This is a genomic window from Actinomyces sp. zg328, from assembly GCF_009829635.1.
GTDB lineage: Bacteria > Actinomycetota > Actinomycetes > Actinomycetales > Actinomycetaceae > Actinomyces > Actinomyces marmotae.
Map to the genome: position 1 here is coordinate 25,107 of NZ_VWPE01000019.1, position 21,790 is coordinate 46,896.

Sequence of the window (21,790 nt, forward strand, 5' to 3'; positions counted from 1 at the left end):
ACCCTGGGCGCATGAGCGGCGACCACGGCCCCGGGGCGGGGAAGGACCTGCCCTCCTCGCGAGGGGAGCTCCTGGACGCCTGGTTCCGGCATCTGAGCCTGCAGCGAGGCCTGTCGGAGCACACGGTGCGCGCCTACGTGGGCGACCTGGAGGACCTGCTCGACTTCCTCGGGGCGGGCGCGGGGGAGGCCGAGCCGATCGGGCCCGCCCTGGCCAGCCTCGACCTGGCCGACCTGCGCGCCTGGCTCGCCGGCATGTCCGGCGCCGGGCGCTCGCGGGCCACCATGGCCCGGCGCAGTGCCGCGATCCGCGCTTTCTCCACCTGGGCCCAGCGCTCGGGCCTCCTCCGCTCCGACGTCGCCGCGCGCCTGCGCTCCCCGCGAGTGGACAACCGCCTTCCCACCGTCCTGACCACAGGGCAGGCCGCCGCGCTCCTGTCCGCGGCATCCGAGCGCGCCAGCCAGGCCCCACCCTCCGAGCGTCCCCTGGCCACGCGTGACCTCGCCCTCCTGGAGATCCTCTACGCCACCGGCATGAGGGTCTCCGAGCTCGCCGGACTGGACCTCGGGGACGTCGATGACGCCAGGCGCACCATCCGCGTCCTGGGCAAGGGGGGCAAGGAGCGTACCGTCCCTTACGGCGCCCCGGCTGCCCGAGCCCTGGGGCGATGGCTCGATCAGCGCCCCGCCCTCGTCCGCCCCCGCACCGGCACCGCTCTGTTCCTCGGCGCCAGGGGCGGGCGCGTGGATGCCCGCGCCATCCGCGAGGTGGTCCACCGTGCCGCCGCGGCCGCCGGGGTCCCGGACCTGGGCCCGCACGGGCTGCGGCACTCTGCCGCGACGCATGTCCTTAGCGGGGGCGCGGATCTGCGCAGCGTTCAGGAGCTCCTGGGCCACTCATCCCTGGCCACCACCCAGCGCTACACGCATGTCAGCGCTGAGCGCCTGCGCGCCGTCTACGAGCAGGCCTTCCCCCGGGCCTGAGGACGCGCCCAGGGCGGCGCCCATCGACAGGTGCGTGCCGCCCTGAGTGGTGCTATTTCCGCCGAGTGGGGCGTCCTGCCCGCACCGGTGGGTGCGGATGGCACCGGTCAGCGCGGATGGCACCGGTTGGTGCGGCGGGCTTGAGGCGGATGACAGGCGGGCGCAGGAGGCGCAAGGGGTTGATGTAGGACTTCCTGGCGGTCCTGGCGCCCCAGTGGAGAGCATCGACGCCGTCGGAGCGGTGACCGGGCAGCAGGGTCCCGATCACCTGGCCGGCGCCCACCGCGTCGCCCGCGGCCACGCTCGGCGCCACCGGCTCATAGGTGGTGCGGATCCCGTCCGCATGATCGATCGAGACCACGGGGCGCCCCGCCACCATCCCCGCGAAGGCCACCTCGCCCGCGCCCGCCGCGCGCACGGGGCTGCCCGCGGCCACCGCCAGGTCGACGCCGCGGTGCCCCGCGCCCCATACGACGGTGGGAGGATCGAAGCCCTCGACCACCGCCACTGGCCCACCCGTGGGCCACACGTAGCGCGCGCGCCGATGCGCGTCCTTGGCGCGCTCCAACGGCGCGCTCACGGGGAGGACCGCGCCGCGCGCCGCCACTTCGGCGCCGGGCCCCGCGGGTGGGGCGCCGACGGCGGGGAGGGGGATAAGCGCCGCGAGGGCCACAGCAGCGAGCGACGTGACCAGCAGGCGCAGCGCGCGGCGCGGCCCTGGGGAGGCGCGGGGGAGCGGGGAGGGGGCGGCGGGCGAGGCCGGCGGTGAGGCGGGTGGCGAAACGGGCGGCGAGATCGGCATGGCCCCATGCTCAGGCTCCTCAGCGCGCCCCGGCGTCGCGCGCTCACAGGAGCGCCGGGAGCCGAAGCGCCTCCATGCCTGTGGTTCCCGGGCGAGGGCTGGCCCCGTGACGAGAAAGACACCCGGGCAGTGGCATCATTGCCCGGCACGATGCGGAAAGGTCGATGTCACTGTGATAACCTCACGGGCGCGGTTCGCTGTGATGCGCGCTGGTCGGGCTCCCTCGGGAACACCGGTCCGGCGCGGGCCCGGATCCTCATGGCCCCGGGGAGCGGCGACCGACTTCGCGTGCCCGCACCCAGCGCCCCCGGGCTCTGGGAACGTCCTTTCGGACGCCGCGGTCGCGGTCCCGCACGGCCCTCCCGAATCACCGGGGGCGCAGGCGGGTGGCCGCGCGTCGCGGGCACCAGGCCCTATCCGCCCGCTCCAGGGCGGACCCGGCGCGTCCGGGCACAGGGGATCAACTCAAAGAACCCATGGGACGCCGTCGCTGATCGGCGGCGCCCCCTGACACATGGCGGACCGGGCAACCTCCCGGCCGCGCGAAAGGACGAGTCATGGCAGTCGTGACCATGCGCCAGCTCCTCGAGTCCGGTGTCCACTTCGGGCACCAGACCCGCCGGTGGAACCCCAAGATGAAGCGCTTCATCCTCACCGAGCGCAACGGCATCTACGTCATCGACCTCACGAAGTCCGTCGACGGCATCAACACCGCCTACGACTTCGTCAAGGAGACCGTCGCCCGCGGCGGCAACATCCTCTTCGTCGGCACCAAGAAGCAGGCACAGGCCGCCGTGGCCGAGCAGGCCCAGCGCGTCGGCATGCCCTACGTCAACCAGCGCTGGCTGGGCGGCATGCTCACCAACTTCTCCACCGTGCGCGCCCGCCTGGACCGCATGAAGGAGCTCGAGCAGATCGACTTCGACGACGTGGCCGGCTCCGGCCGCACGAAGAAGGAGCTGCTCATGATGCGCCGTGAGAAGGACAAGCTTATCCGCACCCTCGGCGGTATCCGCGACATGTCCAAGCTCCCCGCCGCCGTGTGGGTCGTGGACACGAAGAAGGAGCACCTGGCCATCTCCGAGGCCTCCAAGCTCAACATCCCGGTTATCGCGATCCTCGACACCAACTGCGACCCCGACGAGGTCACCTACGGCATCCCGGGCAATGACGATGCCATCCGCTCCGTCAGCCTGCTCACCCGCGTCGTCGCCGACGCCGCCGCCGAGGGCCTCCTCGCCCGCTCCGCCGGCCGCGCCCGCACCGGCTCCGAGGCCGAGGTCGGCACCCCCGAGGCTGAGCCGCTGCCCGAGTGGGAGGCCGAGCTCCTCGCCGGCGCTGAGGCCGCCACGGCCGAGCAGCCCGCTGAGGCTCCCGCCGCCGCCCCGGCCGAGGCCGCCGACCAGGCCCCGGCCGAGCGCGCCTGAGCGCCCCTGACGACATTCCCCACGCTTCAACACCAGGAGAATCCATGGCGAACTACACCACCGCTGACATCAAGGCGCTCCGCGAGAAGACCGGCGCCGGCATGCTCGATGTCAAGAAGGCCCTCGACGAGGCCAACGGCGACGTCGAGAAGGCCATCGAGATCATTCGCGTCAAGGGCCTCAAGGGCATCGCCAAGCGCGAGGGCCGCGCCGCCTCGGCCGGCCTCATCGCCGCCAAGGTCGTTGACGACGCCGACGGCCAGACCGGCGTGCTCGTCGAGATCAATGCCGAGACCGACTTCGTGGCCAAGAACGAGAAGTTCCTCGGCTACGCCGACAAGGTCCTCTCCGCCGCCCTGGCCTCCGGCGCCGAGTCCGCCGAGGCCCTGGCCGAGGTCGAGGTCGACGGCTCCACCGTCAAGGACCTCACCGACTCCATGCAGGCCGTCATCGGCGAGAAGATCGTCGTGCGCCGCGTCGGCCGCCTGAGCGCCCCCAAGGTGGAGCTCTACCTGCACCGCACCAACCCCGACCTGCCCGCCCAGGTGGGCGTGCTCGTCGGCACCGACGCCAAGGCCGCCGAGGCGGCTCACGACGTCGCGATGCACACTGCCGCCTACTCCCCGGCCTACCTCACCCGTGAGGACGTCCCCGCCGACGTCGTGGCCAAGGAGCGTTCCATCGCCGAGGAGACCACCCGCGCCGAGGGCAAGCCCGAGCAGGCCATCGCCAAGATCGTCGAGGGCCGCCTGGGCGGCTTCTTCAAGGAGAACTGCCTCGTTGAGCAGGCCTTCGCCAAGGACCCCAAGACCACGGTCGGCAAGGTCGTCGAGGCCACCGGCGGCGAGCTCGTCGGCTTCGTCCGCTTCCGCGTCGGCGCCTGATCGCTAAAGCCCGCTGACCAGCGGTCAGCAAGAGCACGGCCCCCGGTCCCTCGTGGACCGGGGGCCGTGGCGCGCGCGGCGCAGTGCCGCACAGTGCGGCGCAGTGCCGCGCAGCGCGGCGCAGTGCCGCGCAGCGCGACGTGGCGACGGGGGAACTGAGGAGCGGGCGGCCTCAGCCCTGGCGCTGGGCTCCGGGATCGGACGGCGAACCGTCCGACCCCTTGCCGGAGTCGCCGGGGGAGGCTCCCCACCACAGGGCCATGAGCACCGCCACGACGACGAGGGCGATGCCCGCCCACAGGTTCGCGTTGACGCCGCCCGTCTTGGCCATCTCGTCCTCCCCGTTGAGGAATCCCGAGCAGACAAGCAGGAAGAGGCCGAAGATGCCGAGGACCGCGGCGATGACCGTGCGGATATCGGCCAGGATCTTTGACAGCAATGACATGTCCGTGGCTCCTCAGTGGAAGATCGAGTTGAGCAGGATGACGAGCGCGCCCGCGCAGACCGCCAGCGGGACCGGCTTGCGGAACCAGGGCAGCGACGCCTCGTTCGGGTCTGTGCGCGCCTCGTGCGGCGTGAGGGAGTAGACGAAGCCCTCCAGCTCCACGGCGGGCTTGGGCGTCGTTATCAACGAGACGACGACGGTCACGAGGATGTCGACAGCGAAGGCCGTGCCCGCGGCGAGGAAGGCCAGGCCCTGGCCGGGCAGCGTCAGGTGCCCGGTCCAGGACGCCACGTTGAGGGCGAGCGCCGCCAGTGTCCCGCAGGCCAGCCCGGACCAGCCCGCGTGGCTCGTGGCCCGGCGCCAGAACATCCCGATGATGAACGTGGCGAACAGTGGCGCGTTGAACATGGAGAAGAGCTGCTGGAGGTAGTCCATGAGGTTGGAGTAGTTCGACGCGATGAGCGCGGTGAAGATCGCGACGGTGGTGGCGACCGCCGTCGTGAGCTTGCCCATGCGCAGGTAGGTGGCGTCATCGGCCCTCGTGTTGATGTAGCGCTCGTAGAGGTCCACGGTGACCACGGTGTTGAAGGCGGAGATGTTCGCCGCCATGCCCGCCATGAAGGAGGCCAGCAGACCGGTGATCGCCAGGCCCAGCAGGCCATTGGGCAAGACGTCGCGCATGAGCAGCAGGACGGCGTCGTTGTAGGTGATCTCCCCGTTGGCGGTCGCGCCGCTGAGCGAGGACTGCTTGAGCCCGATGATCTCCGAGACGAGGACCGCGGCCACCATGCCCGGGATGATGACGAGGAAGGGCACGACCATCTTGGCGAAGGTGCCGATGATCGGGGCTGAGCGCGCCGCCGATATCGAGTCGGCCGCCATGGCGCGCTGGACCTCTACGAAGTTCGTCGTCCAGTAGCCGAAGGACAGGACGAAGCCCAGGCCGAAGACGATGCCGAAGACGGACAGGGCCGAGGAATCGAAGCCGGACAGCAGGTTGCCGGGCCAGGAGTGCAGTTGCGCGCTGGGGTCGGCGTAGGCCCCGGTGCCGTGGGTGGTGGCCGCCTCCGTGATCTTCTCCTTGAGGCCGCTCCACCAGCCCACGCGGTTGAGGCCGACGAGGGTCAGCGGCAGCAGCGCCACGATGATGACGAAGAACTGGAGGACTTCGTTGTAGATGGCGGCGGACAGCCCGCCCAGGCTGATGTAGCTGAAGACGATGATGGCGGCGACGATGAGCGCCACCCACAGCGGCCACCCCAGCAGGCGGTGGACGATCGAGCCCAGGAGGTACAGGTTGACGCCGGCGATGAGCAGCTGGGCCAGCGCGAAAGACAGGGCGTTGATGAGGTGGGCGGCCCGGCCGTAGCGCTTGAGCATGAACTCGGGCACGGAGCGCACGCCGGAGCCGTAGTAGAAGGGCATCATGACCAGGCCCAGGAAGATCATGGCCGGGATGGCGCCGATCCAGAAGTAGTGGAAGGTCGGCAGGCCGTACTGGGCGCCATTGGCGGACATGCCCATGATCTCGACGGCGCCGAGGTTGGCCGACACGAAGGCGATGCCGGTCACCCAGGCGGGCAGGGAGCGGCCGGAGGTGAGGAAGTCATCGGAGGAGGCCATGCGCCGCTTGGCCATGAAGCCGACTCCCACGACGAAGGCGAAGTAGACGATAATGGGGAAGTAGTCGTACCAGCGGGCCTCCAGCAGCGTGGAAGAGCTCGATGCGGCGAGGGATGGGATCAGGTGGGATGTGGTCATCAACGCCTCCTGGGTGTGAGCCGAGACACGTGAGTGGGTCTCCTCCGCGAGCCTAACGCCCGTGTTAACGGATCGTGACCGTTTTGGCCCACCGATCTGCCCGGGTCCCCCGCCCGCGCTCCACCGCCCCGCCGCCCCATGCGGGCTTCCCGCGACGGCGCGAGCGGGTAGTCTCTACCGGACGGCTCAAGGCCCGTCCGCGACCACCGTCCCGCCCGAGCACGGGCGTCCCCCGGCGGCCGCGCGGGCGATCCACGACACAGGCAGACAAGCAGAGAGGCAGAGATGGCAGACAAGAGCAGCAGAGACGACCGCGTCGCGCACGGCCACCACCCGCGGCGCGTCCTGCTCAAGCTCTCGGGCGAGGTCTTCGGTGGAGGCTCCATCGGCCTCGATCCCGACGTCGTCTCCGATGCCGCCACGCAGATCGCCGACGCCGTGCGCGCCGGGGTCCAGGTCGCCGTCGTCGTCGGCGGGGGCAACTTCTTCCGCGGCGCCGAGCTGTCGGCCCGCGGCATGGAGCGCGCCCGCGCCGACTACATGGGCATGCTCGGCACCGTCATGAACGCCCTGGCCCTGCAGGACTTCATCGAGAAGGCCGGGGTGCCCGCCCGCGTGCAGACCGCCATCGCCATGGGGCAGGTCGCCGAGTCCTACATCCCGCTGCGCGCCATCCGCCATCTGGAGAAGGGGCGTGTCGTCGTCTTCGGGGCGGGCGCGGGCCTGCCTTACTTCTCCACGGACACCGTCGCCGCCCAGCGGGCCCTGGAGACCGGCTGCGACGAGCTGCTGGTCGGCAAGAACGGAGTCGATGGCGTGTACACGGCCGACCCCCGCAAGGACCCCAGTGCCGTCAAGCTTGACCACCTCACCTATGAGCGCGCCCTGGCGGACGGGCTCGCCGTCGTCGACGCCTCCGCCTTCGCGCTCTCGCGCGATAACGGCCTGACGATGCGCGTGTTCGGCATGGGCAAGGACGGCAACATCACCAAGGCCCTCCTGGGTGAGAAGATCGGCACGCTCGTTTCCGGGGGGAGGCCCTGAGCCGCGGGGCGCGCGAGAACCGGTCCAGTCAGATCCAGCACGTGCCGCGCCGCGGCGCGATGACCACCCAGACACCTCCCAAGCGAAGGAAGAACGATGATCGACGACGTCATGCTCTCCACCGAGGAGAAGATGGAGAAGGCCCTGGAGGCCGCTAAGGGCGAGCTCGCCGCCATTCGCACCGGCCGCGCCAACCCCTCCATGTTCAACTCGATCCTGGTGGACTACTACGGCGCCCCCACGCCCCTCCAGCAGCTCGCCTCCCTGACGATCCCCGAGGCCCGCACGGTCATCGTCAGCCCCTTCGACCGCTCCGCGATGAAGGCGATCACCACCGCCATCCGCGAGTCCGACCTCGGGGTCAATCCCACCGACGACGGCACGGTCATCCGGGTCGCCCTGCCCGCGCTCACCGAGGAGCGCCGCAAGGACTACGTCAAACTCGCCCGCTCGCGCGCCGAGGAGGCCCGTGTCCAGGTCCGCGGCGTGCGCGGAAAGGCCAAGAAGGAACTCGAGGCCATCAAGCGCGACGGCGAGGCCGGCGAGGACGACGTCAAGCGCGCCGAGGGCGAACTCGACCAGCTCACCAAGCGCTTCGTCGACGCCATCGACAAGTCCCTGGCCTCCAAGGAGGAGGAGCTCCTCTCCGTCTGATCCGCCTGAGCCCGCCGGCCCCTCGCGGGGCTGACGGAGGCCCCCACCCCGACCCGAAGAACCCCTCGTGACCATTCTGAGCGCTCTGCTGACACCGCCACCGACACGCAATCGCGCGCCCCTGCCCGCCACGGGCCGGGCCGGCCGCAACCTGCCGGCCGCGATAGGCGTCTCCGCGGTCCTCATCGCCGGGATCCTGGCCTCCCTGGTCTTCGAGAAGAAGTACTTCGTCGGCGTCGTCATCCTCGCCGTGTGCGGGGCGCTGTGGGAACTCGCGGGCGCATTCGCTCGCAAGGGCATCGCCCTGCCTCTCCTGCCCCTGTGGGTGGGGTCCGCCGGCATCGCCATCACCGCCTGGACCCTCGGCGCCGAGGGCGCCTTCGGTGCCTACCTGGCGACCGTCGGGGCCTGCGTCCTGTGGTCCTTCGTGGAGCGCGCCGAGGCCGAGGACGGCACCATCCTCGAGGCCAGCCCCCACGACGTGCCGCGCACCGACGCCCACGACGAGGCCCGGCGCTCGCGCTCCGTGGATGCCACGGCCTCGGTCCTGGCCGCCACCTACCTCCCGTTCCTCGCCAGCTTCGCCGTGCTGCTCGCCGCCCAGGACCACGGCGTCGCCAAGGTCATCACCCTGTTCGCCCTGCCGATCGCCAACGACACCGGGGGCTGGCTGGTCGGCATCACGATGGGCCGCAACCCCATGGCCCCCGCGGTCTCCCCGAAGAAATCCTGGGAGGGGTTCGCCGGCTCCCTCATCGCCGCCGTCGGGGCGGGCGCGGCCTGCGTGGCGTTCCTCGACGGGCCGCTGTGGGCGGGCGCCGCGCTCGGCGCCTGCTGCACGATCGTGGCCACTCTCGGGGACCTGGGGGAGTCCCTCCTCAAGCGCGATCTCGGCCTGAAGGACATGGGCACGCTCCTGCCCGGGCACGGCGGCCTCATGGATCGGCTCGACTCGATTCTGGTCACCGCGCCCATCGTGTACCTGTTCACCCTCATCCCCTGGTGAGAGCCGCGCCGGACGAGACCATGGCACCAGCGAGACAATCGAGAGAAAGGACCCCGAGCCCCGTGAGCCCCACCGTCGGCCGCGCCCGCGCCGGGCGCCCCGAGCCCGTCGCCCTGCGGCGCCGGGCCAGCGGTCCAGCGCCCGGCGAGGTCCAGGTGATGCCAACGGACCAGCCTCCCGAGGGCGCCACCACCCCTGACGCGCGCCCCCGCCTGTCCTTCGCCGTCCCGCCCGCCCGTGGCAAGGCCCCCCGCCACTTGGCCGACCTCGGCCTCGCGGGCAGGAGGGCAGCGCTGGCCGAGGCCGGCCTGCCCGCCTTCCGCGCTGACCAGCTCTCCCGCCACTACTTCACCCGCTTCACCCGCCGCGCCGCTGAGATGACGGACCTGCCCGCCTCCGTGCGCGAGCAGCTGGCCGGCGAGCTCCTGCCCGAGCTCATCACCGAGGTCAGGATCATGCGCGCCGACCGCGGCCGCACCCTCAAGCACCTCTGGGAACTCCACGACGGGGTGCGCGTGGAATCCGTGCTCATGCGCTATAAGGACCGCGCCACCCTGTGCGTCTCCTCCCAGGCCGGCTGCGGCATGGCGTGCCCCTTCTGCGCCACCGGGCAAATGGGCCTGACCCGTAACCTCACCACCGCCGAGATCGTCGAGCAGGTCCGCCACGCCGCCCGCGTGTGCGCCGACGGCGCCCTGGCCGGCGGCCCCGCGCGCCTGAGCAATGTCGTCTTCATGGGCATGGGCGAGCCGATGATCAACTACAGGAACGTCGTCGCCGCCCTCCACCGCCTCATCGACCCGTCGCCGGAGGGCTTCGGCCTGTCCGCGCGCGGCATCACGGTCTCCACTGTCGGCCTCGTCCCGCTCATCCGCAAACTGGCGGGGGAGGGGATGCCCGTCACGCTCGCCGTATCCCTCCACGCCCCCGACGACGAGCTGCGTGACGCCCTCATCCCGGTCAACTCCAAGTGGAGGGTCGGCGAACTCCTCGACGCCGCCCACGACTACTTCCGCGCCACCGGCAGGCGCGTATCCATCGAGTATGCCCTGATCAAGGACATGAATGACCACGCCTGGCGGGCCCAGATGCTCGCCGATGAGTTGAACCGGCGGGGCCGCGGCTGGGCGCATGTGAACCCGATCCCGCTCAATCCCACGCCGGGTTCGATCTGGACGTGCTCCGAGCCCAGTGTGCAAGATTTATTCGTGGGCACGCTTCGGCGCGCCGGCATCACCACCACCGTGCGCGACACGCGCGGAAGCGACATCGACGGCGCCTGCGGCCAGTTGGCGGCGGAGGTTCTCAAGCAGGAGAGGATCAGGTCATGACCATGTTCCCCAGGACGTCGTTCTTCCGCCGGGGATACCGTCCCTCGCAGGTGGACGGCTACTTCGAGACGGCCAAGGACATCTACGAGTCCGAGGACCTCGACGAGATGGACTCCGAGGGCGTGCGCACTGTCGCCTTTGACATCGTGCGCCGGGGTTACGAGCCCGGTGCCGTCGACGCGGCCCTCGACCGTCTCGAGACTGCCTTCCTACAGCGGCGCCGGGCCGAGTTCGTCGCTCAGAACGGGCGCCAGGCCTGGATGGACCAGGTGGCCGAGCTCGCCACCACGCTCTACCCCCGCCTCCTGCGCCCCGCTGGGGAGCGCTTCGCCCCGGCCCGCCGCCACGGCTACTCCAAGGCCGACGTGGACGCCCTCATGGACCGCATCGCCGCCTACTTCGACTCGGAGGCGCCCCTGACCTCCGCCGAGGTCCGCACGGCCGTATTCGGCAGCGCGCGCGGCTCCAAGGCCTATGACGAGTCCAGCGTCGACCGCTACCTCGCGCGCGTCGTCGAGGTCGTCTTCTCCGTCGAGTGATGCCCGCCCGGGCCGCGTCCGGAAGGGGACGAGCATGAGCAGCATGACCGCCCGCGCTGGCGCCCCCGGGGCCCTCGTCCTCCTGGGCTCCACGGGATCCATCGGCACCCAGGCCCTCGAGGTCGCCCGGCGCCTCGGGCGGGGCGCCCCCCGTGTCGCCGCGCTGGCCGCCGGCGGCTCCCGCCTCGATCTCCTGGCCGAGCAGGCCCTGCGCTTCGCCGTCCCGCTCGTGGCCCTGGCCGATGGGCGCCCGGGAATCGAGCGGGCGCTGCGCGAGGCCCTGACCGCCGCCTCTGAGCGCCTGGGCCGCCCCGACCCCGTCACCACGATCCTGACCGGCCCGGACGCCGCCGCGGACGCCATCGAGGCCTCCGGCGTAGGGGAGGGGGACACGGTCCTCAACGGCATCACCGGCTCGGTGGGCCTTCGCCCCACCCTGGCCGCGCTCGCCAGCGGGGCACGCCTGGCCCTGGCCAACAAGGAGTCACTCGTCGTCGGCGGGGCGCTGGTCAGGGAGGCGCTGCGCCGCCCCGGCCAGGTGGTCCCCGTGGACTCCGAGCACTCCGCGATCGCCCAGGCCCTGGCCTCCGGGCGTCACGAGAAGGGCCTGACCAGCCCCGTCGTCACCGGGACCAGCGAGGTGCGCCGCCTGATCCTGACCGCCTCCGGCGGGCCCTTCCGCGGGCGCGACCGCGCCTCGCTCGCCGGTGTCACCGCCGAGCAGGCCCTGGCCCACCCCACCTGGGCGATGGGCCCGGTGGTGACCATCAACTCCTCCACCCTCGTCAACAAGGGGCTCGAGCTCATCGAGGCGCACCTCCTGTTCGACATCCCGCCCGAGCGCATCGACGTCGTCGTCCACCCCCAATCGGTTATCCACTCCATGGTCGAGTTCATCGACGGCGCCACGATCGCCCAGGCCTCCCCTCCGGACATGCGCCTGCCCATCGCGCTGGGCCTGACCTGGCCCGAGCGCCCGGACCTGGCCGGGCTGGTGGCCCCCAACGACTGGAGCGCCCCTGTGGCCTGGGGCTTCGAGCCCCTCGACGACGACGCCTTCCCCGCCGTCGGCCTGGCGCGCTCCGCCGTGGCCGCCTCAGCCACCCACCCCGCCGTCCTCAACGCCGCCAACGAGCAGGCCGTCGCCGCCTTCCTGGCGGGCGGCCTGGAATGGATGGACATCGTGGGCATCGACGCCGCCGTCCTGGGCGAGCACGAGGGCTTGGCCACGCCCGGGCTCGACGAGGTCGCGCAGGTGGAGGCATGGGCGCGGGCGCGCGCCGACGAGCTCATCGCCTCCCGTGGCAGACTGCGCGCATGACTCAGGCCCTCGCATACGCCCTCGGCATCCTCGTCCTCGTGATCGGCATCGGCATCTCGGTGGCTCTTCACGAACTCGGGCACATGATCCCCGCCAAGCGCTTCGGAGTGAAGGTCCCCGAGTACTTCATCGGCTTCGGGCCCCGTGCCTGGTCCACGCGCCGGGGGGAGACCGAGTACGGGGTGAAATGGATCTGGCTGGGCGGCTACGTCAAGCTCGTCGGCATGATCCCCCCGGCCAGGCCGGGCCGCCCGGACAAACCCGGCTCCCAGATCGCCGAGGCCCGCGCCGAGGCCCTGGCGGAGATCGAGCCGGGCGAGGAGCACCGCGCCTTCTACCTCCTGAGCGTGCCCCGCAAACTCCTCGTCATGGCGGGCGGGATCCTCACCAACCTCGTGCTGGGTGTCCTCCTGCTCACCGTCGCCTTGTGCGGCATCGGCCTGCCGGGCGGCACCACCACGCTCAAGAGCGTCTCAGCCTGCCTGACCTCCGACGTCGACTCCGGCACTGCCTGCGCGGACACCGACCCGACGGCGCCCGGGGCCCAGGCGGGCCTGCGGGCGGGCGATGAGATCCGCTCCTGGGACGGCGCGCGGACCTCCTCCTGGAAGGACGTCCAGGCCGCTATCGCCGCCTCCGGCACGCGCCCCGTGCCCGTCGTCGTCCAGCGCGACGGCGCCGAGGTCACCCTGACCGTCACCGCTGTCGAGGTCCAGCGCAAGGTCCTCGACCCCCGGGGCAACCCCGTGCTCGATTCCGACGGCAACCCCACGACGACCACCCGCCCCTATGTCGGTATCAGCCCCGTCCACGGGGCGGTGCCCCTGCCGATCGGCGAGCTCCCATCCACCATCGGCCAGGCCGTCACCGGCACCGTCAAGGCGATCGCCACCCTGCCGGTGGGCCTTTACCACGCGGTGGCCGCCGGGCTCGGCCACGAGGAGCGCTCCGCCAGCGGCGTCATCGGCCTCGTGGGCGTCGGGCGCATCGCGGGCGAGGTGTCCAGTGCCGGCACGGGCGCGTCCTCGGTGAGCGTCCCGCTGGAGCTGCGCGTCTCCCAGATGCTCATGCTGCTCGGCTCCCTCAACCTGGCGCTCTTCGCCTTCAACCTCATCCCCCTGCTGCCCCTCGACGGCGGTCATGTGGCCGGCGCGCTCTGGGAGGGGGCCCGGCGCCGCTGGGCGCTGGCGCACGGGCGTCCCGACCCCGGCCCCGTGGACACCGCCCGCATGCTGCCCGTGGGCCAGGTGGTCTTCGGCATCCTCATCGTCATGACTGTCGTCCTCGTGTGGGTCGACCTCGTCGCCCCGATCACCGGATAGGGGCTCTGACCAGGCGGTAGCCTGCTGACGGGCCGGCATCGCGGCACGGCGGCTTATCATGGCCATCGCGGCGCAGGAGTTCACCTTGGATCTCATGGCCTTCTTCCTGCCCGATGCCGATGATGTTCAGGCTCTTTCGATCCTCCGCGCCTGGGGCGCGCCCGAGGCGACCGCTGGTCTCATCGTGGGCACGCTCGTGCTCGGCGCGCTCATCGGGGCCGTCCTCCTGCTCGTCACCGTCGTGGCGGACCTCCACTCGGCCCGTCAGAGCGGTGGTGGCCCGCCTCAGCCCCATTCGGGTGACACCGCCGGGTGACCTGGTTGGCCGCGGCATCGCGCTCACCACACCCTCCGTCGTCGTGCGCGCGCGCAGCGCGGTGCCATACTGGGGCGCGTGACTGAAGCGATCGCCCTTGGCATCCCCTCCGTGCGTGAGGAGCGCCCTGTTCTCGCCCCCCGCAGGCCCACCCGGAGGATCCGGGTCGGCGACCTCGCCGTCGGCGGCGACGCCCCCATCACCGTGCAGTCGATGACGACGACGAAGACCCACGACATCGGGGCCACCCTCCAGCAGATCGCCGAGCTCACCGCCTCCGGCTGCGACATCGTGCGCGTCGCCTGCCCCACGGACAAGGACGCCGAGGCCCTGCCCATCATCGCCAAGCAGTCCCGCGTGCCCGTCATCGCCGACATCCACTTCAAGCCGAAGTACGTCTTCCAGGCGATCGAGGCCGGATGCGGGGCCGTGCGCGTCAACCCCGGCAACATCCGCAAGTTCGACGACCAGGTCGCCGCGATCTGCAAGGCCGCCTCCGACGCCGGCGTGAGCCTGCGCATCGGCGTCAACGCCGGATCCCTGGACCCGCGCCTGCTCAAGAAGCACGGCAAGGCGACCCCGGAGGCCCTCGTGGAGTCCGCCGTCTGGGAGGCAGGCCTCTTCGAGGAGTGCGGCTTCCACGACTTCAAGATCTCGGTCAAGCACCACGACGTCGTCACCATGGTGCGGGCCTACCAGATGCTCAGCGAGAAGGGCGACTGGCCGCTCCACCTCGGTGTCACCGAGGCCGGCCCCGCCTTCCAGGGCACCATCAAGTCCTGCGCCGCCTTCGGCACGCTGCTGGCTCAGGGCATCGGGGACACCATCCGCGTCTCCCTGTCCGCCCCGCCGGTCGAGGAGGTCAAGGTCGGCACCAAGCTCCTGGAGTTCATGGGCCTGCGCGAGCGCAAGCTCGAGATCGTCTCCTGCCCCTCCTGCGGCCGCGCCCAGGTGGACGTGTGGACCCTCGCCGAGTCCGTCGAGGAGGGCCTGAAGTCCATCAGCGCCCCGCTGCGCGTGGCCGTCATGGGCTGCGTCGTCAACGGTCCCGGAGAGGCTCGCGAGGCCGACCTCGGCTGCGCCTCGGGCAACGGCAAGGGCCAGATCTTCGTCCATGGCAAGGTCGTCGAGACCGTCCCCGAGGACCAGGTCGTCGAGACCCTCATCAGGCACGCCGAGGCCATGGCCGAGCAGATGCGCGCCGAGCTCGGCGAGGACGCCCTCAAGGGCACGGCCCCCTCGGTCTTGACGGTCTGAGGGACGGCGGTCCGGCGGGCGCGGCCCGCCCGCATCGGAATGCCCCTGTTCACGCGCCGACTGACCCCCGTGAGCCCCCGCCGCGCCGGGGGCGTGCTCGCCCTATGCTCCCGCGACCCCGTCCTGTCGCTGCCGCTCGCCCAGCAACTCGAGCGCTGGAGGCAATGGGGATCGGGGGACGTCGTCGTCCTGGGACGGCCCGCGGCCCCCGACGCCGCCGCCTGGTCCACGGGCTCCCTCATCGTCATGGGTCTGGCCCCGCGCCCTGATCTGGGCCTGCCCGGGGCGGGCCGCGTTGGCGCCCGGGCGCTCGCCGAGCACGCCCGCCCGCGCCTGACGCGCAACGGATCGATCCTCGGCAGCCCCGAGGACGTCTCGCTGCTGTGGGATCGCCTGGAGGCGGCCGGGATGCGCTACCGGGAGGCGCGGTGGAACCAGCCCGTCCTCATCGCGCCGAGCCCACCCGGGGGGCTAGCCGCCCGGGCGGTGGCCCGGCGCCCCTTCCTCGACTGGGTCGCGCGCGGGACGCGCCAGGCGCGCCCCGAGGAGGAGCCCCTCGTCCTGCCGGCCTCGGTGGCCATGTTCACAGAGGAGGTCGGCTACGACCCCATGTCCTCCGGCGGCTCCTACGCCCGCCACGTCTCCTGGCTCGTGGGCGAGGGCCGCAGCTACGTGCTCCTCGACGACGGCCAGGGGCGCCCCGCGCGCCCCGGGGGCCCGGCGCGAGTGGCCTTCAAGGTCGACGTCGGCGGGATCTGGCACGCGCCCAACGGCGCGGTCGCCCAGCTCACCGGCGTGTGGACGCGCCCGGACCTGCGGGGCAGGGGAGTGGGCGGCGTGGCGCTGGCCGCCGCCGTCGACGCCGTGCGACAGGAGCACGTGGGGCCCGGCGGCGGGGTGAGCCTGTACGTCAATGACTTCAATGCCCCGGCGCGGGCGCTCTACCGCTCGCTCGGCTTCACCCAGCATGGCGCCTTCGCCACGGTGCTGCTCTGATCCATCAGGGGGCTCCATCCCGGGCCGCGCCGTGGCGGCTCCACCCATCCCACCCTGATTCGGGCGCCTGCGGGCCGACCACGTAGGATCGCCCCGTGCTACAGACGATGTCGAACGCCTTCATCCGTACCCTGCGTGAGGACCCCGCCGACGCCGAGGTCGACAGCCACAAGCTCCTCGTGCGCGCCTGCTACATCCGCCGCGCCGCGCCGGGCATCTACACCTGGCTGCCGCTGGGGCTGCGAACCCTGCGCAAGGTGGAGGCGATCGTGCGTGAGGAGATGGACGCCATCGGCGGCCAGGAGGTCCACTTCCCCGGGTTGCTGCCCGCCGATCCCTACAAGGCCTCCGGCCGCTGGACCGAGTACGGCCCCACTCTGTTCACCCTCAAGGACCGCAAGGGCGGCGACTACCTCCTGGCCCCCACCCATGAGGAGATGTTCACCCTGGCGGTCAAGGACATGTACTCCTCGTACAAGGACCTGCCCACCATCGTCTACCAGATCCAGACCAAGTACCGTGATGAGGCCCGCCCCCGCGCCGGCATCATCCGCGGCCGCGACTTCGTCATGAAGGACTCCTACTCCTTCGACATTGACGAGGCCGGCCTGGACGCCTCCTACCAGCTCCACCGCGACGCCTACGAGCGGCTCTTCAAGAGGCTGGGCCTGGACTACGTCATCGTCAACGCCATGTCCGGCGCCATGGGCGGCTCCCACTCTGAGGAGTTCCTCCACCCCTCACCCATCGGGGAGGACACCTTCGTGCGCTCCGCCGGCGGCTACGCCGCCAACGCGGAGGCCGTCACCACCGTCGTGCCCGATGAGATCGACGCCACCGGGGCGCCCGAGGCGCGCGTCGTCGATACGCCGGACACCCCCACGATCGACACCCTCGTCGCCCTGTGCAATGAGGCCTACCCGCGTTCCGACGGGCGGGCCTGGGAGGCCGCCGACACCCTTAAGAACCTCGTCGTCACCCTCACCCACCCCGACGGTGAGCGCGAACTCCTCGTCATCGGCATCCCCGGTGATCGCGATCTCGACATGAAGCGCCTGGAGGCGGCCGTCGCCCCCGCCGAGGTCTCCATGGCCGAGGAGGCGGACTTCGAGGGGCACCCCGAGCTCGTGCGCGGCTACATCGGCCCGCAGGCCATCGGCCCCAACTCGCCCCTGCGCCGCGTGGAGAAGGCCGACGACGGCACTGAGCGCCTCGTGGGCTCCGCGCGCTTCCTCGTCGACCCCCGCGTCGTCAACGGCTCCAGCTGGGTGACTGGCGCCAACGAGCCCAAGAAGCACGTGCTCGGACTCGTCATGGGCCGCGACTTCACCGCCGACGGCACCATCGAGGCCGCCGAGGTCCGCGAGGGCGACCCCGCCCCCGACGGCTCCGGCCCGCTCAGCCTCGCCCGAGGCATCGAGGTCGGCCATATCTTCGCCCTCGGCCGCAAGTACTCCGAGGCCCTGGGGCTGAGCGTCCTGGACGAGAACGGCAAGTCCCGCGTGGTCACCATGGGCTCCTACGGCATCGGCGTCTCGCGCGTCATGGCGGCCCTGGCCGAGGCCAACCACGATGAGCGCGGCCTGGCCTGGCCCATCGCCGTGGCCCCCTTCCACGTGCAGGTCCTGGCCACGGGCAAGGACGACGCCGTCTTCTCCACCGCTGAGGGGATCGCCACCGCCCTGGACGCCGACGGCGTCGAGGTCCTCTACGACGACCGCAGGAAGGTCTCCGCCGGCGTCAAGTTCGCCGACGCCGAACTCCTGGGCCTGCCCTACACCATCGTGGTCGGCCGCGACCTCGCCAAGGAGGGCACCGTGGAGATCCGTGACCGCCGCAGCGGCGAGCGCCACAGCGTGCCCGCTGACCAGGCCGCCGAGCGGGTCCGCGCGCTCGTGCGCGACGCCCTCGCCCGATAAACCGGTGGCGGGCGCGGCGGCGCTCCCGCCGGCCTCCCGGTGCCGGCGGGCGCCTCAGCCCTGGGTGCCGGGCAGCGCCTCGGCGCTCTCGACCCCCCAGGAGGCCGCCCGCAGCGCGGCGGCCACGGAGGCGTCTGAGGCCACCAGGCGCTGATCGCCCGAGCCGGAGACGGCGATCGACATCTCCTCGACCATGATCGAGCGCCACAGCGAGCCGATCCACTGGCCGGAAGGGGAGTCCGCGGAGTCGGCCCCTGCGGGCGCGCCATAGGCCGGCTGGCGCGGGTCGGCGGGCCGCGCCGTCGCCGGGCCCCCGGCTGTGATCGAGGCGTTGACCACCGCGGTGGCGGCCCCGGCGTCCTCGATGGAGCGCCCCCGCGCGGTCGGGTCCGAGGCCGACTGCGCCGCCAGCAACTCACCGGTGTAGCGCAACTGGTCGTAGAGCGCCAGGGCGTTGTCGGGCAGCGGTGAGGTCGTCGTCGAGGCCGATCGCGCGGACGCCGCCACCGAGCCGGGGGAGAGGGCCTCCTGGCGCAGGGACCACGCGATGCGCAGCGAGGCGGCGAGCCTCGCGAGGCCCTTGTCCTGAGCGGTCCCCAGCGCCGAGCGCGCCGACGCCGCGCCGTCGCCCAGCGCTGTGACCAGATCCTCGGTCGTGGCCGTCCCGGCCGCCGTCTCCACGGGCGTGGCGGTGGGGTGGCCCGTTGGGGCGCCGGTCGGCCAGGGCTCCCAGACGCCCCCGAGGGCGGCGAGCTGGGCATCCGCCTCCTGCGCGATCACCTCCGCCCTCGCGCCGTCCTGCCCGCCCCGGGCGATGACGGCGCGCGCGGTGGAGCCGATGAGCGCGGCACGACGGGCCAGGGCCTCGCGCGAGGCCTCATCACCCGTCATCGTCGGCAGCGGATCCGGATCGGAGGGGGCCAACGGCACTTCGCATGCCGCGGTCCCCGCGATAGCGGCGATCCCCAGCACGGCAGCGCCCATTCTGACCAGGGCGGACCGCCTGGGAGGAAGAGAGCGGGCCGCCTGGGAGGAAGAGAGCGGGGAGCGTGGGCGCGCGGTGTCGTTCACGGACCGATCCTCCCATGCCGCGGCACGGTGCCGCCCACCCGCTCGGCCATCCGTGGAGGGCGGGTACGATTGGCCCGACCGAACGCGCGGTGCCCGCCGGCATCGCGCCAGCACGATGCCGGCGTCCAGCCGGCGCCACGCCAATGAGGAACGAGGGACACCATGACGGACACGCTCGCGTCGCGGCTCACCGATCTGCTGGGCCCCGTCGTCGAGGCCGAGGGCCTCTTCCTCGAGGGCGTCCAGACCACCCGGGCCGGCAAGCACTCGGTGGTCAGGGTGATCGTCGACCTGCCCGATGGCCCCGGTGACCTCGACCTTGACCGCATCGGTGAGGTCACCGCCGCTGTCTCCGCCGCCCTCGACGACGCCGACCCGGTCAAGGGCCAGTACACCCTCGAGGTCTCCACCCCCGGCGCCGAGCGCGAGTTGCGCACCCCCCGGCACTTCCGCCGCGCTGTCGGTCACAGCGCCACCGTCACCACCGGCGGCGGTGAGGGCTCTGCCCCCCTCACCGTGACCGGCGTCGTGACTCATGCTGACGACGAGGCCGTCACGATCGAGGCGGATGGCACCGCCACGGCGCTCCGCCTCGACGACATCGCCAGCGCGCGGATGATCGTCGTCTTCTGACCATACGAACCGTCCAGACCCCCATCCCCGAATCAGCACACGGCACCAGACAAGAGGAACCATGGACATCAACATGCCGGAGCTGCGCGTCGCAGCCGACGAGCTGGGCATCGACCTCGAGGCCCTGCTGCCCGCCATCGAGGACGCCATTCTCGGCGCCTACTCCAAGGTGCCCGGGGCCATCCGGGGCGCCCACGTCGAGATCGACCGCAAGACCGGGCACATGTCGGTGCTGGCCCCGGAGGTCGATGAGGAGGACGAGCCCACCGGCGAGTTCTTCGACGACACCCCGGACGACTTCGGCCGCATCGCGCAGGCCACGGCCCGATCCGTCATCGTCCAGCGCATCCAGGACCGCCGTGACTTCGAGGTCCTGGGCGCCTTCAAGGATAAGACCGGGGAGCTCATCTCCGGCGTCGTCGAGCAGGGCCGCGACCCCCGGATCATCCACGTGCGCCTCGACGAGGAGCACGAGGGGATCATGCCCCCGCACGAGCAGGTTCCCGGCGAGCGCTACCGCCACGGGGACCGCGTCCGCGTCTACTGCACTGAGATCTCCCGGGGCATGAAGGGCGCCCAGATCATCCTGTCGCGCACCCACCCGGGGCTGGTCAAGAAGCTCTTCGAGCGCGAGGTCCCGGAGATCGCCTCCGGCGACGTCGAGATCGTCGCCATCGCCCGCGAGGCCGGGCACCGCACCAAGATGGCGGTTCGCGCCCGCACCCGCGGCGTTAACGCCAAGGGCGCCTGCATCGGCCCCATGGGCCAGCGCGTGCGCGCCGTCATGGCCGAACTCGGCGGGGAGAAGATCGACATCGTCGACCACTCCGAGGACCCGGCCCGTTTCGTGGCCAACGCCCTGTCACCGGCGCGGGTGGCCTCCGTGACGGTCGTCGATGACGCCGAGCGCACCGCCCGCGCCGTCGTCCCGGACTTCCAGCTCTCACTGGCCATCGGCAAGGAGGGGCAGAACGCCCGCCTCGCCGCGCGCCTGACCGGCTGGAAGATCGACATCCACGCCGATGCCGAGCTCGGCGAGATCGTCCCGGGCCATGGATCGCGCGCTGACGACGTGACAGGTACCTCAACCCCCGACGACGGCTCCTGACAGCGCTTTCGGTAGTATTTCCGCGGGCCCTGGGCGGGTCGCGGGGCGCTGAGCGGCGCCCTCGTGCCCGGAGTGGTGGGCGGTGAGTTCCCGGAAGGACACGGTGAGTCGGTGACAGCCTCCTCGCATGTGCCTGAGCGGACCTGCATCGGCTGCCGCGCCAAGGCCCCCAGGCCGCAGTTGCTGCGGCTGGCCCTGACCGCGAGCGGCGAGCTCGCGGTCGACGCCCGGGCCCTCATGCCAGGGCGCGGCGCCTGGATCCACGCGGATCCGGCGTGCCTCGATCTCGCCGAGCGCAGGCGCGCCCTCGGGCGCGCTCTGCGCGCCGAGGGCCCGCTCGACGCGGCCCATGTGCGCGACTGGCTCGCCGCCCACGCGGCGCCCTCGGGAGCGCATGATCCGACCGGTCCCTCCCGGGGCCGGACCACCGATAACGAAGGCGGGTAGGAAGCTGATGGGCACCCGATGAGTACCCAGCGATGAGCTGCCTCTACTAGCGCCCGCTCCTGTCAGGGAGCGGGCAACCTGACAGGAGAAAAGTGGCAAAACCACGCGTTCACGAGCTCGCCAAGGAGCTCGACCCCACTGGCAAGAAGATCACCTCGAAGATGATCCTCTCGTGGCTCAAGGACCAGGGGGAGTTCGTCAAGGCGGCCTCCTCCGCTGTTGAGCCCCCGGTCGCGCGCCGCGTGCGCGAGCACTTCGCGGCGCAAGCGGCCGCGACCCCCAAGGCCGCCAAGCCCGCCAAGCCCGCGGAGGCGAAGAGGGAGGTCAAGGCGCCGTCCGCGCCCAAGCCCGGTGCGAGGCCGGTGGCTCCCAAGCCCGGCGCGCGCCCGTCCGCACCCGCCCCGGCCCCCGCCGCCCCGTCGGAGCCCGAGGCCGCGCCCGTTCCTCAGCCGGCGCCCGCGCCGGACAGCCCCCGGGAGCCCTCCAAGCCCCAGGCCGCGACGCCCTCGGCCCCCCGGCCCTCG

Annotated in this window: 21 protein-coding genes and 1 pseudogene; 18 read left to right on the forward strand and 4 right to left on the reverse strand. The window is 72.0% G+C overall.

Annotated features, from left to right (window positions below; all coding sequences use genetic code 11):
• Positions 1-11 precede the first annotated feature (11 nt).
• Entirely contained in the window at positions 12-983 is a 972-nt protein-coding gene (locus GVV75_RS08280) for a tyrosine recombinase XerC (protein WP_201288742.1), read from the forward strand.
• A gap of 52 nt (positions 984-1,035) precedes the next feature.
• Here GVV75_RS08280 and GVV75_RS08285 read toward each other — a convergent pair whose 3' ends face one another.
• Positions 1,036-1,785, reverse strand: coding sequence for a M23 family metallopeptidase (locus tag GVV75_RS08285; protein ID WP_236266111.1), 750 nt, complete (start codon positions 1,783-1,785; stop codon positions 1,036-1,038).
• Between the two features lie 557 nt (positions 1,786-2,342).
• Here GVV75_RS08285 and rpsB point away from each other — a divergent pair.
• Entirely contained in the window at positions 2,343-3,212 is an 870-nt protein-coding gene (rpsB, locus tag GVV75_RS08290) for a 30S ribosomal protein S2 (RefSeq protein WP_159626286.1), read from the forward strand.
• 44 nt (positions 3,213-3,256) lie between these two features.
• Positions 3,257-4,096, forward strand: coding sequence for a translation elongation factor Ts (gene tsf, locus GVV75_RS08295; RefSeq protein ID WP_159524271.1), 840 nt, complete (start codon positions 3,257-3,259; stop codon positions 4,094-4,096).
• A gap of 172 nt (positions 4,097-4,268) precedes the next feature.
• Here tsf and GVV75_RS08300 read toward each other — a convergent pair whose 3' ends face one another.
• Positions 4,269-4,541, reverse strand: coding sequence for a hypothetical protein (locus tag GVV75_RS08300; RefSeq protein ID WP_159626284.1), 273 nt, complete (start codon positions 4,539-4,541; stop codon positions 4,269-4,271).
• 12 nt (positions 4,542-4,553) lie between these two features.
• The gene (locus GVV75_RS08305; protein WP_159626282.1) at positions 4,554-6,302 is read right to left on the reverse strand and encodes a sodium:solute symporter family protein; all 1,749 of its coding nucleotides are present in this window, start codon (positions 6,300-6,302) and stop codon (positions 4,554-4,556) included.
• A gap of 285 nt (positions 6,303-6,587) precedes the next feature.
• Here GVV75_RS08305 and pyrH point away from each other — a divergent pair, with 285 nt between their 5' ends.
• The 11 genes from pyrH to GVV75_RS08360 all read left to right on the forward strand — a co-directional run bounded on the left by pyrH (position 6,588) and on the right by GVV75_RS08360 (position 18,007).
• Positions 6,588-7,346 carry a UMP kinase gene (pyrH, locus tag GVV75_RS08310; RefSeq protein ID WP_159524268.1) on the forward strand — a complete coding sequence of 253 codons (759 nt, stop codon included), beginning with the start codon at positions 6,588-6,590 and terminating at the stop codon, positions 7,344-7,346.
• A gap of 96 nt (positions 7,347-7,442) precedes the next feature.
• A complete protein-coding gene (gene frr / locus GVV75_RS08315) occupies positions 7,443-8,000 on the forward strand; it encodes a ribosome recycling factor (RefSeq protein WP_159524267.1) in 558 nt (185 codons plus the stop codon).
• Between the two features lie 67 nt (positions 8,001-8,067).
• A complete protein-coding gene (locus tag GVV75_RS08320; protein WP_175994019.1) occupies positions 8,068-9,006 on the forward strand; it encodes a phosphatidate cytidylyltransferase in 939 nt (312 codons plus the stop codon).
• 158 nt (positions 9,007-9,164) lie between these two features.
• Entirely contained in the window at positions 9,165-10,337 is a 1,173-nt protein-coding gene (gene rlmN, locus GVV75_RS08325; protein WP_413227758.1) for a 23S rRNA (adenine(2503)-C(2))-methyltransferase RlmN, read from the forward strand.
• Positions 10,334-10,876 carry a DivIVA domain-containing protein gene (locus GVV75_RS08330; RefSeq protein WP_413227756.1) on the forward strand — a complete coding sequence of 181 codons (543 nt, stop codon included), beginning with the start codon at positions 10,334-10,336 and terminating at the stop codon, positions 10,874-10,876. Before rlmN ends, GVV75_RS08330 begins: the two co-directional genes overlap by 4 nt.
• Before the next feature lie 43 nt (positions 10,877-10,919).
• Positions 10,920-12,197 carry a 1-deoxy-D-xylulose-5-phosphate reductoisomerase gene (dxr, locus tag GVV75_RS08335; RefSeq protein ID WP_159814318.1) on the forward strand — a complete coding sequence of 426 codons (1,278 nt, stop codon included), beginning with the start codon at positions 10,920-10,922 and terminating at the stop codon, positions 12,195-12,197.
• Positions 12,194-13,519 (forward strand): M50 family metallopeptidase, encoded by a 1,326-nt coding sequence (locus GVV75_RS08340; RefSeq protein ID WP_159626280.1) that lies wholly within the window; start codon positions 12,194-12,196, stop codon positions 13,517-13,519. The genes dxr and GVV75_RS08340 overlap by 4 nt, the downstream gene beginning before the upstream one ends.
• A 58-nt stretch (positions 13,520-13,577) precedes the next feature.
• Positions 13,578-13,835, forward strand: a complete 258-nt coding sequence (locus GVV75_RS08345; protein ID WP_159814306.1) for a hypothetical protein — start codon at positions 13,578-13,580, stop codon at positions 13,833-13,835.
• Between the two features lie 78 nt (positions 13,836-13,913).
• The gene (gene ispG / locus GVV75_RS08350) at positions 13,914-15,092 is read left to right on the forward strand and encodes a flavodoxin-dependent (E)-4-hydroxy-3-methylbut-2-enyl-diphosphate synthase (RefSeq protein ID WP_159524262.1); all 1,179 of its coding nucleotides are present in this window, start codon (positions 13,914-13,916) and stop codon (positions 15,090-15,092) included.
• 39 nt (positions 15,093-15,131) lie between these two features.
• Entirely contained in the window at positions 15,132-16,088 is a 957-nt protein-coding gene (locus tag GVV75_RS08355) for a GNAT family N-acetyltransferase (protein ID WP_159626276.1), read from the forward strand.
• Between the two features lie 107 nt (positions 16,089-16,195).
• Positions 16,196-18,007, forward strand: a complete 1,812-nt coding sequence (locus GVV75_RS08360) for a proline--tRNA ligase (protein ID WP_442858387.1) — start codon at positions 16,196-16,198, stop codon at positions 18,005-18,007.
• 54 nt (positions 18,008-18,061) lie between these two features.
• Here GVV75_RS08360 and GVV75_RS08365 read toward each other — a convergent pair whose 3' ends face one another.
• On the reverse strand, positions 18,062-18,898 hold the full coding sequence (locus tag GVV75_RS08365; protein WP_159814310.1) for a Tat pathway signal protein: 837 nt from the start codon (positions 18,896-18,898) through the stop codon (positions 18,062-18,064).
• 342 nt (positions 18,899-19,240) lie between these two features.
• Here GVV75_RS08365 and rimP point away from each other — a divergent pair, with 342 nt between their 5' ends.
• From rimP to GVV75_RS08385, 4 genes and pseudogenes are all read left to right on the forward strand, one after another.
• A complete protein-coding gene (gene rimP, locus GVV75_RS08370; protein ID WP_159626270.1) occupies positions 19,241-19,711 on the forward strand; it encodes a ribosome maturation factor RimP in 471 nt (156 codons plus the stop codon).
• A 61-nt stretch (positions 19,712-19,772) separates the two neighbouring features.
• Positions 19,773-20,819 (forward strand): transcription termination factor NusA, encoded by a 1,047-nt coding sequence (gene nusA / locus GVV75_RS08375; RefSeq protein WP_159524257.1) that lies wholly within the window; start codon positions 19,773-19,775, stop codon positions 20,817-20,819.
• 111 nt (positions 20,820-20,930) lie between these two features.
• Positions 20,931-21,266, forward strand: coding sequence for a YlxR family protein (locus GVV75_RS08380; protein WP_159524256.1), 336 nt, complete (start codon positions 20,931-20,933; stop codon positions 21,264-21,266).
• A gap of 92 nt (positions 21,267-21,358) precedes the next feature.
• Positions 21,359-21,790, forward strand: a pseudogene (locus GVV75_RS08385) (translation initiation factor IF-2 N-terminal domain-containing protein); the annotation flags it as partial.

Bases quoted from the DNA above. Each gene is read 5' to 3' on its own strand.
- GVV75_RS08365 (WP_159814310.1), bottom strand. From the start codon at position 18,898: ATGACGGGTGATGAGGCCTCGCGCGAGGCCCTGGCCCGTCGTGCCGCG.
- GVV75_RS08285 (WP_236266111.1), bottom strand. From the start codon at position 1,785: ATGCCGATCTCGCCGCCCGTTTCGCCACCCGCCTCACCGCCGGCCTCG.
- frr (WP_159524267.1), top strand. From the start codon at position 7,443: ATGATCGACGACGTCATGCTCTCCACCGAGGAGAAGATGGAGAAGGCC.
- pyrH (WP_159524268.1), top strand. From the start codon at position 6,588: ATGGCAGACAAGAGCAGCAGAGACGACCGCGTCGCGCACGGCCACCAC.
- nusA (WP_159524257.1), top strand. From the start codon at position 19,773: ATGGACATCAACATGCCGGAGCTGCGCGTCGCAGCCGACGAGCTGGGC.
- GVV75_RS08300 (WP_159626284.1), bottom strand. From the start codon at position 4,541: ATGTCATTGCTGTCAAAGATCCTGGCCGATATCCGCACGGTCATCGCC.
- tsf (WP_159524271.1), top strand. From the start codon at position 3,257: ATGGCGAACTACACCACCGCTGACATCAAGGCGCTCCGCGAGAAGACC.
- GVV75_RS08340 (WP_159626280.1), top strand. From the start codon at position 12,194: ATGACTCAGGCCCTCGCATACGCCCTCGGCATCCTCGTCCTCGTGATC.
- GVV75_RS08330 (WP_413227756.1), top strand. From the start codon at position 10,334: ATGACCATGTTCCCCAGGACGTCGTTCTTCCGCCGGGGATACCGTCCC.
- rlmN (WP_413227758.1), top strand. From the start codon at position 9,165: ATGCCAACGGACCAGCCTCCCGAGGGCGCCACCACCCCTGACGCGCGC.
- GVV75_RS08360 (WP_442858387.1), top strand. From the start codon at position 16,196: ATGTCGAACGCCTTCATCCGTACCCTGCGTGAGGACCCCGCCGACGCC.
- GVV75_RS08355 (WP_159626276.1), top strand. From the start codon at position 15,132: ATGCCCCTGTTCACGCGCCGACTGACCCCCGTGAGCCCCCGCCGCGCC.
- rpsB (WP_159626286.1), top strand. From the start codon at position 2,343: ATGGCAGTCGTGACCATGCGCCAGCTCCTCGAGTCCGGTGTCCACTTC.
- GVV75_RS08345 (WP_159814306.1), top strand. From the start codon at position 13,578: ATGGCCATCGCGGCGCAGGAGTTCACCTTGGATCTCATGGCCTTCTTC.
- rimP (WP_159626270.1), top strand. From the start codon at position 19,241: ATGACGGACACGCTCGCGTCGCGGCTCACCGATCTGCTGGGCCCCGTC.
- GVV75_RS08305 (WP_159626282.1), bottom strand. From the start codon at position 6,302: ATGACCACATCCCACCTGATCCCATCCCTCGCCGCATCGAGCTCTTCC.
- dxr (WP_159814318.1), top strand. From the start codon at position 10,920: ATGACCGCCCGCGCTGGCGCCCCCGGGGCCCTCGTCCTCCTGGGCTCC.
- GVV75_RS08280 (WP_201288742.1), top strand. From the start codon at position 12: ATGAGCGGCGACCACGGCCCCGGGGCGGGGAAGGACCTGCCCTCCTCG.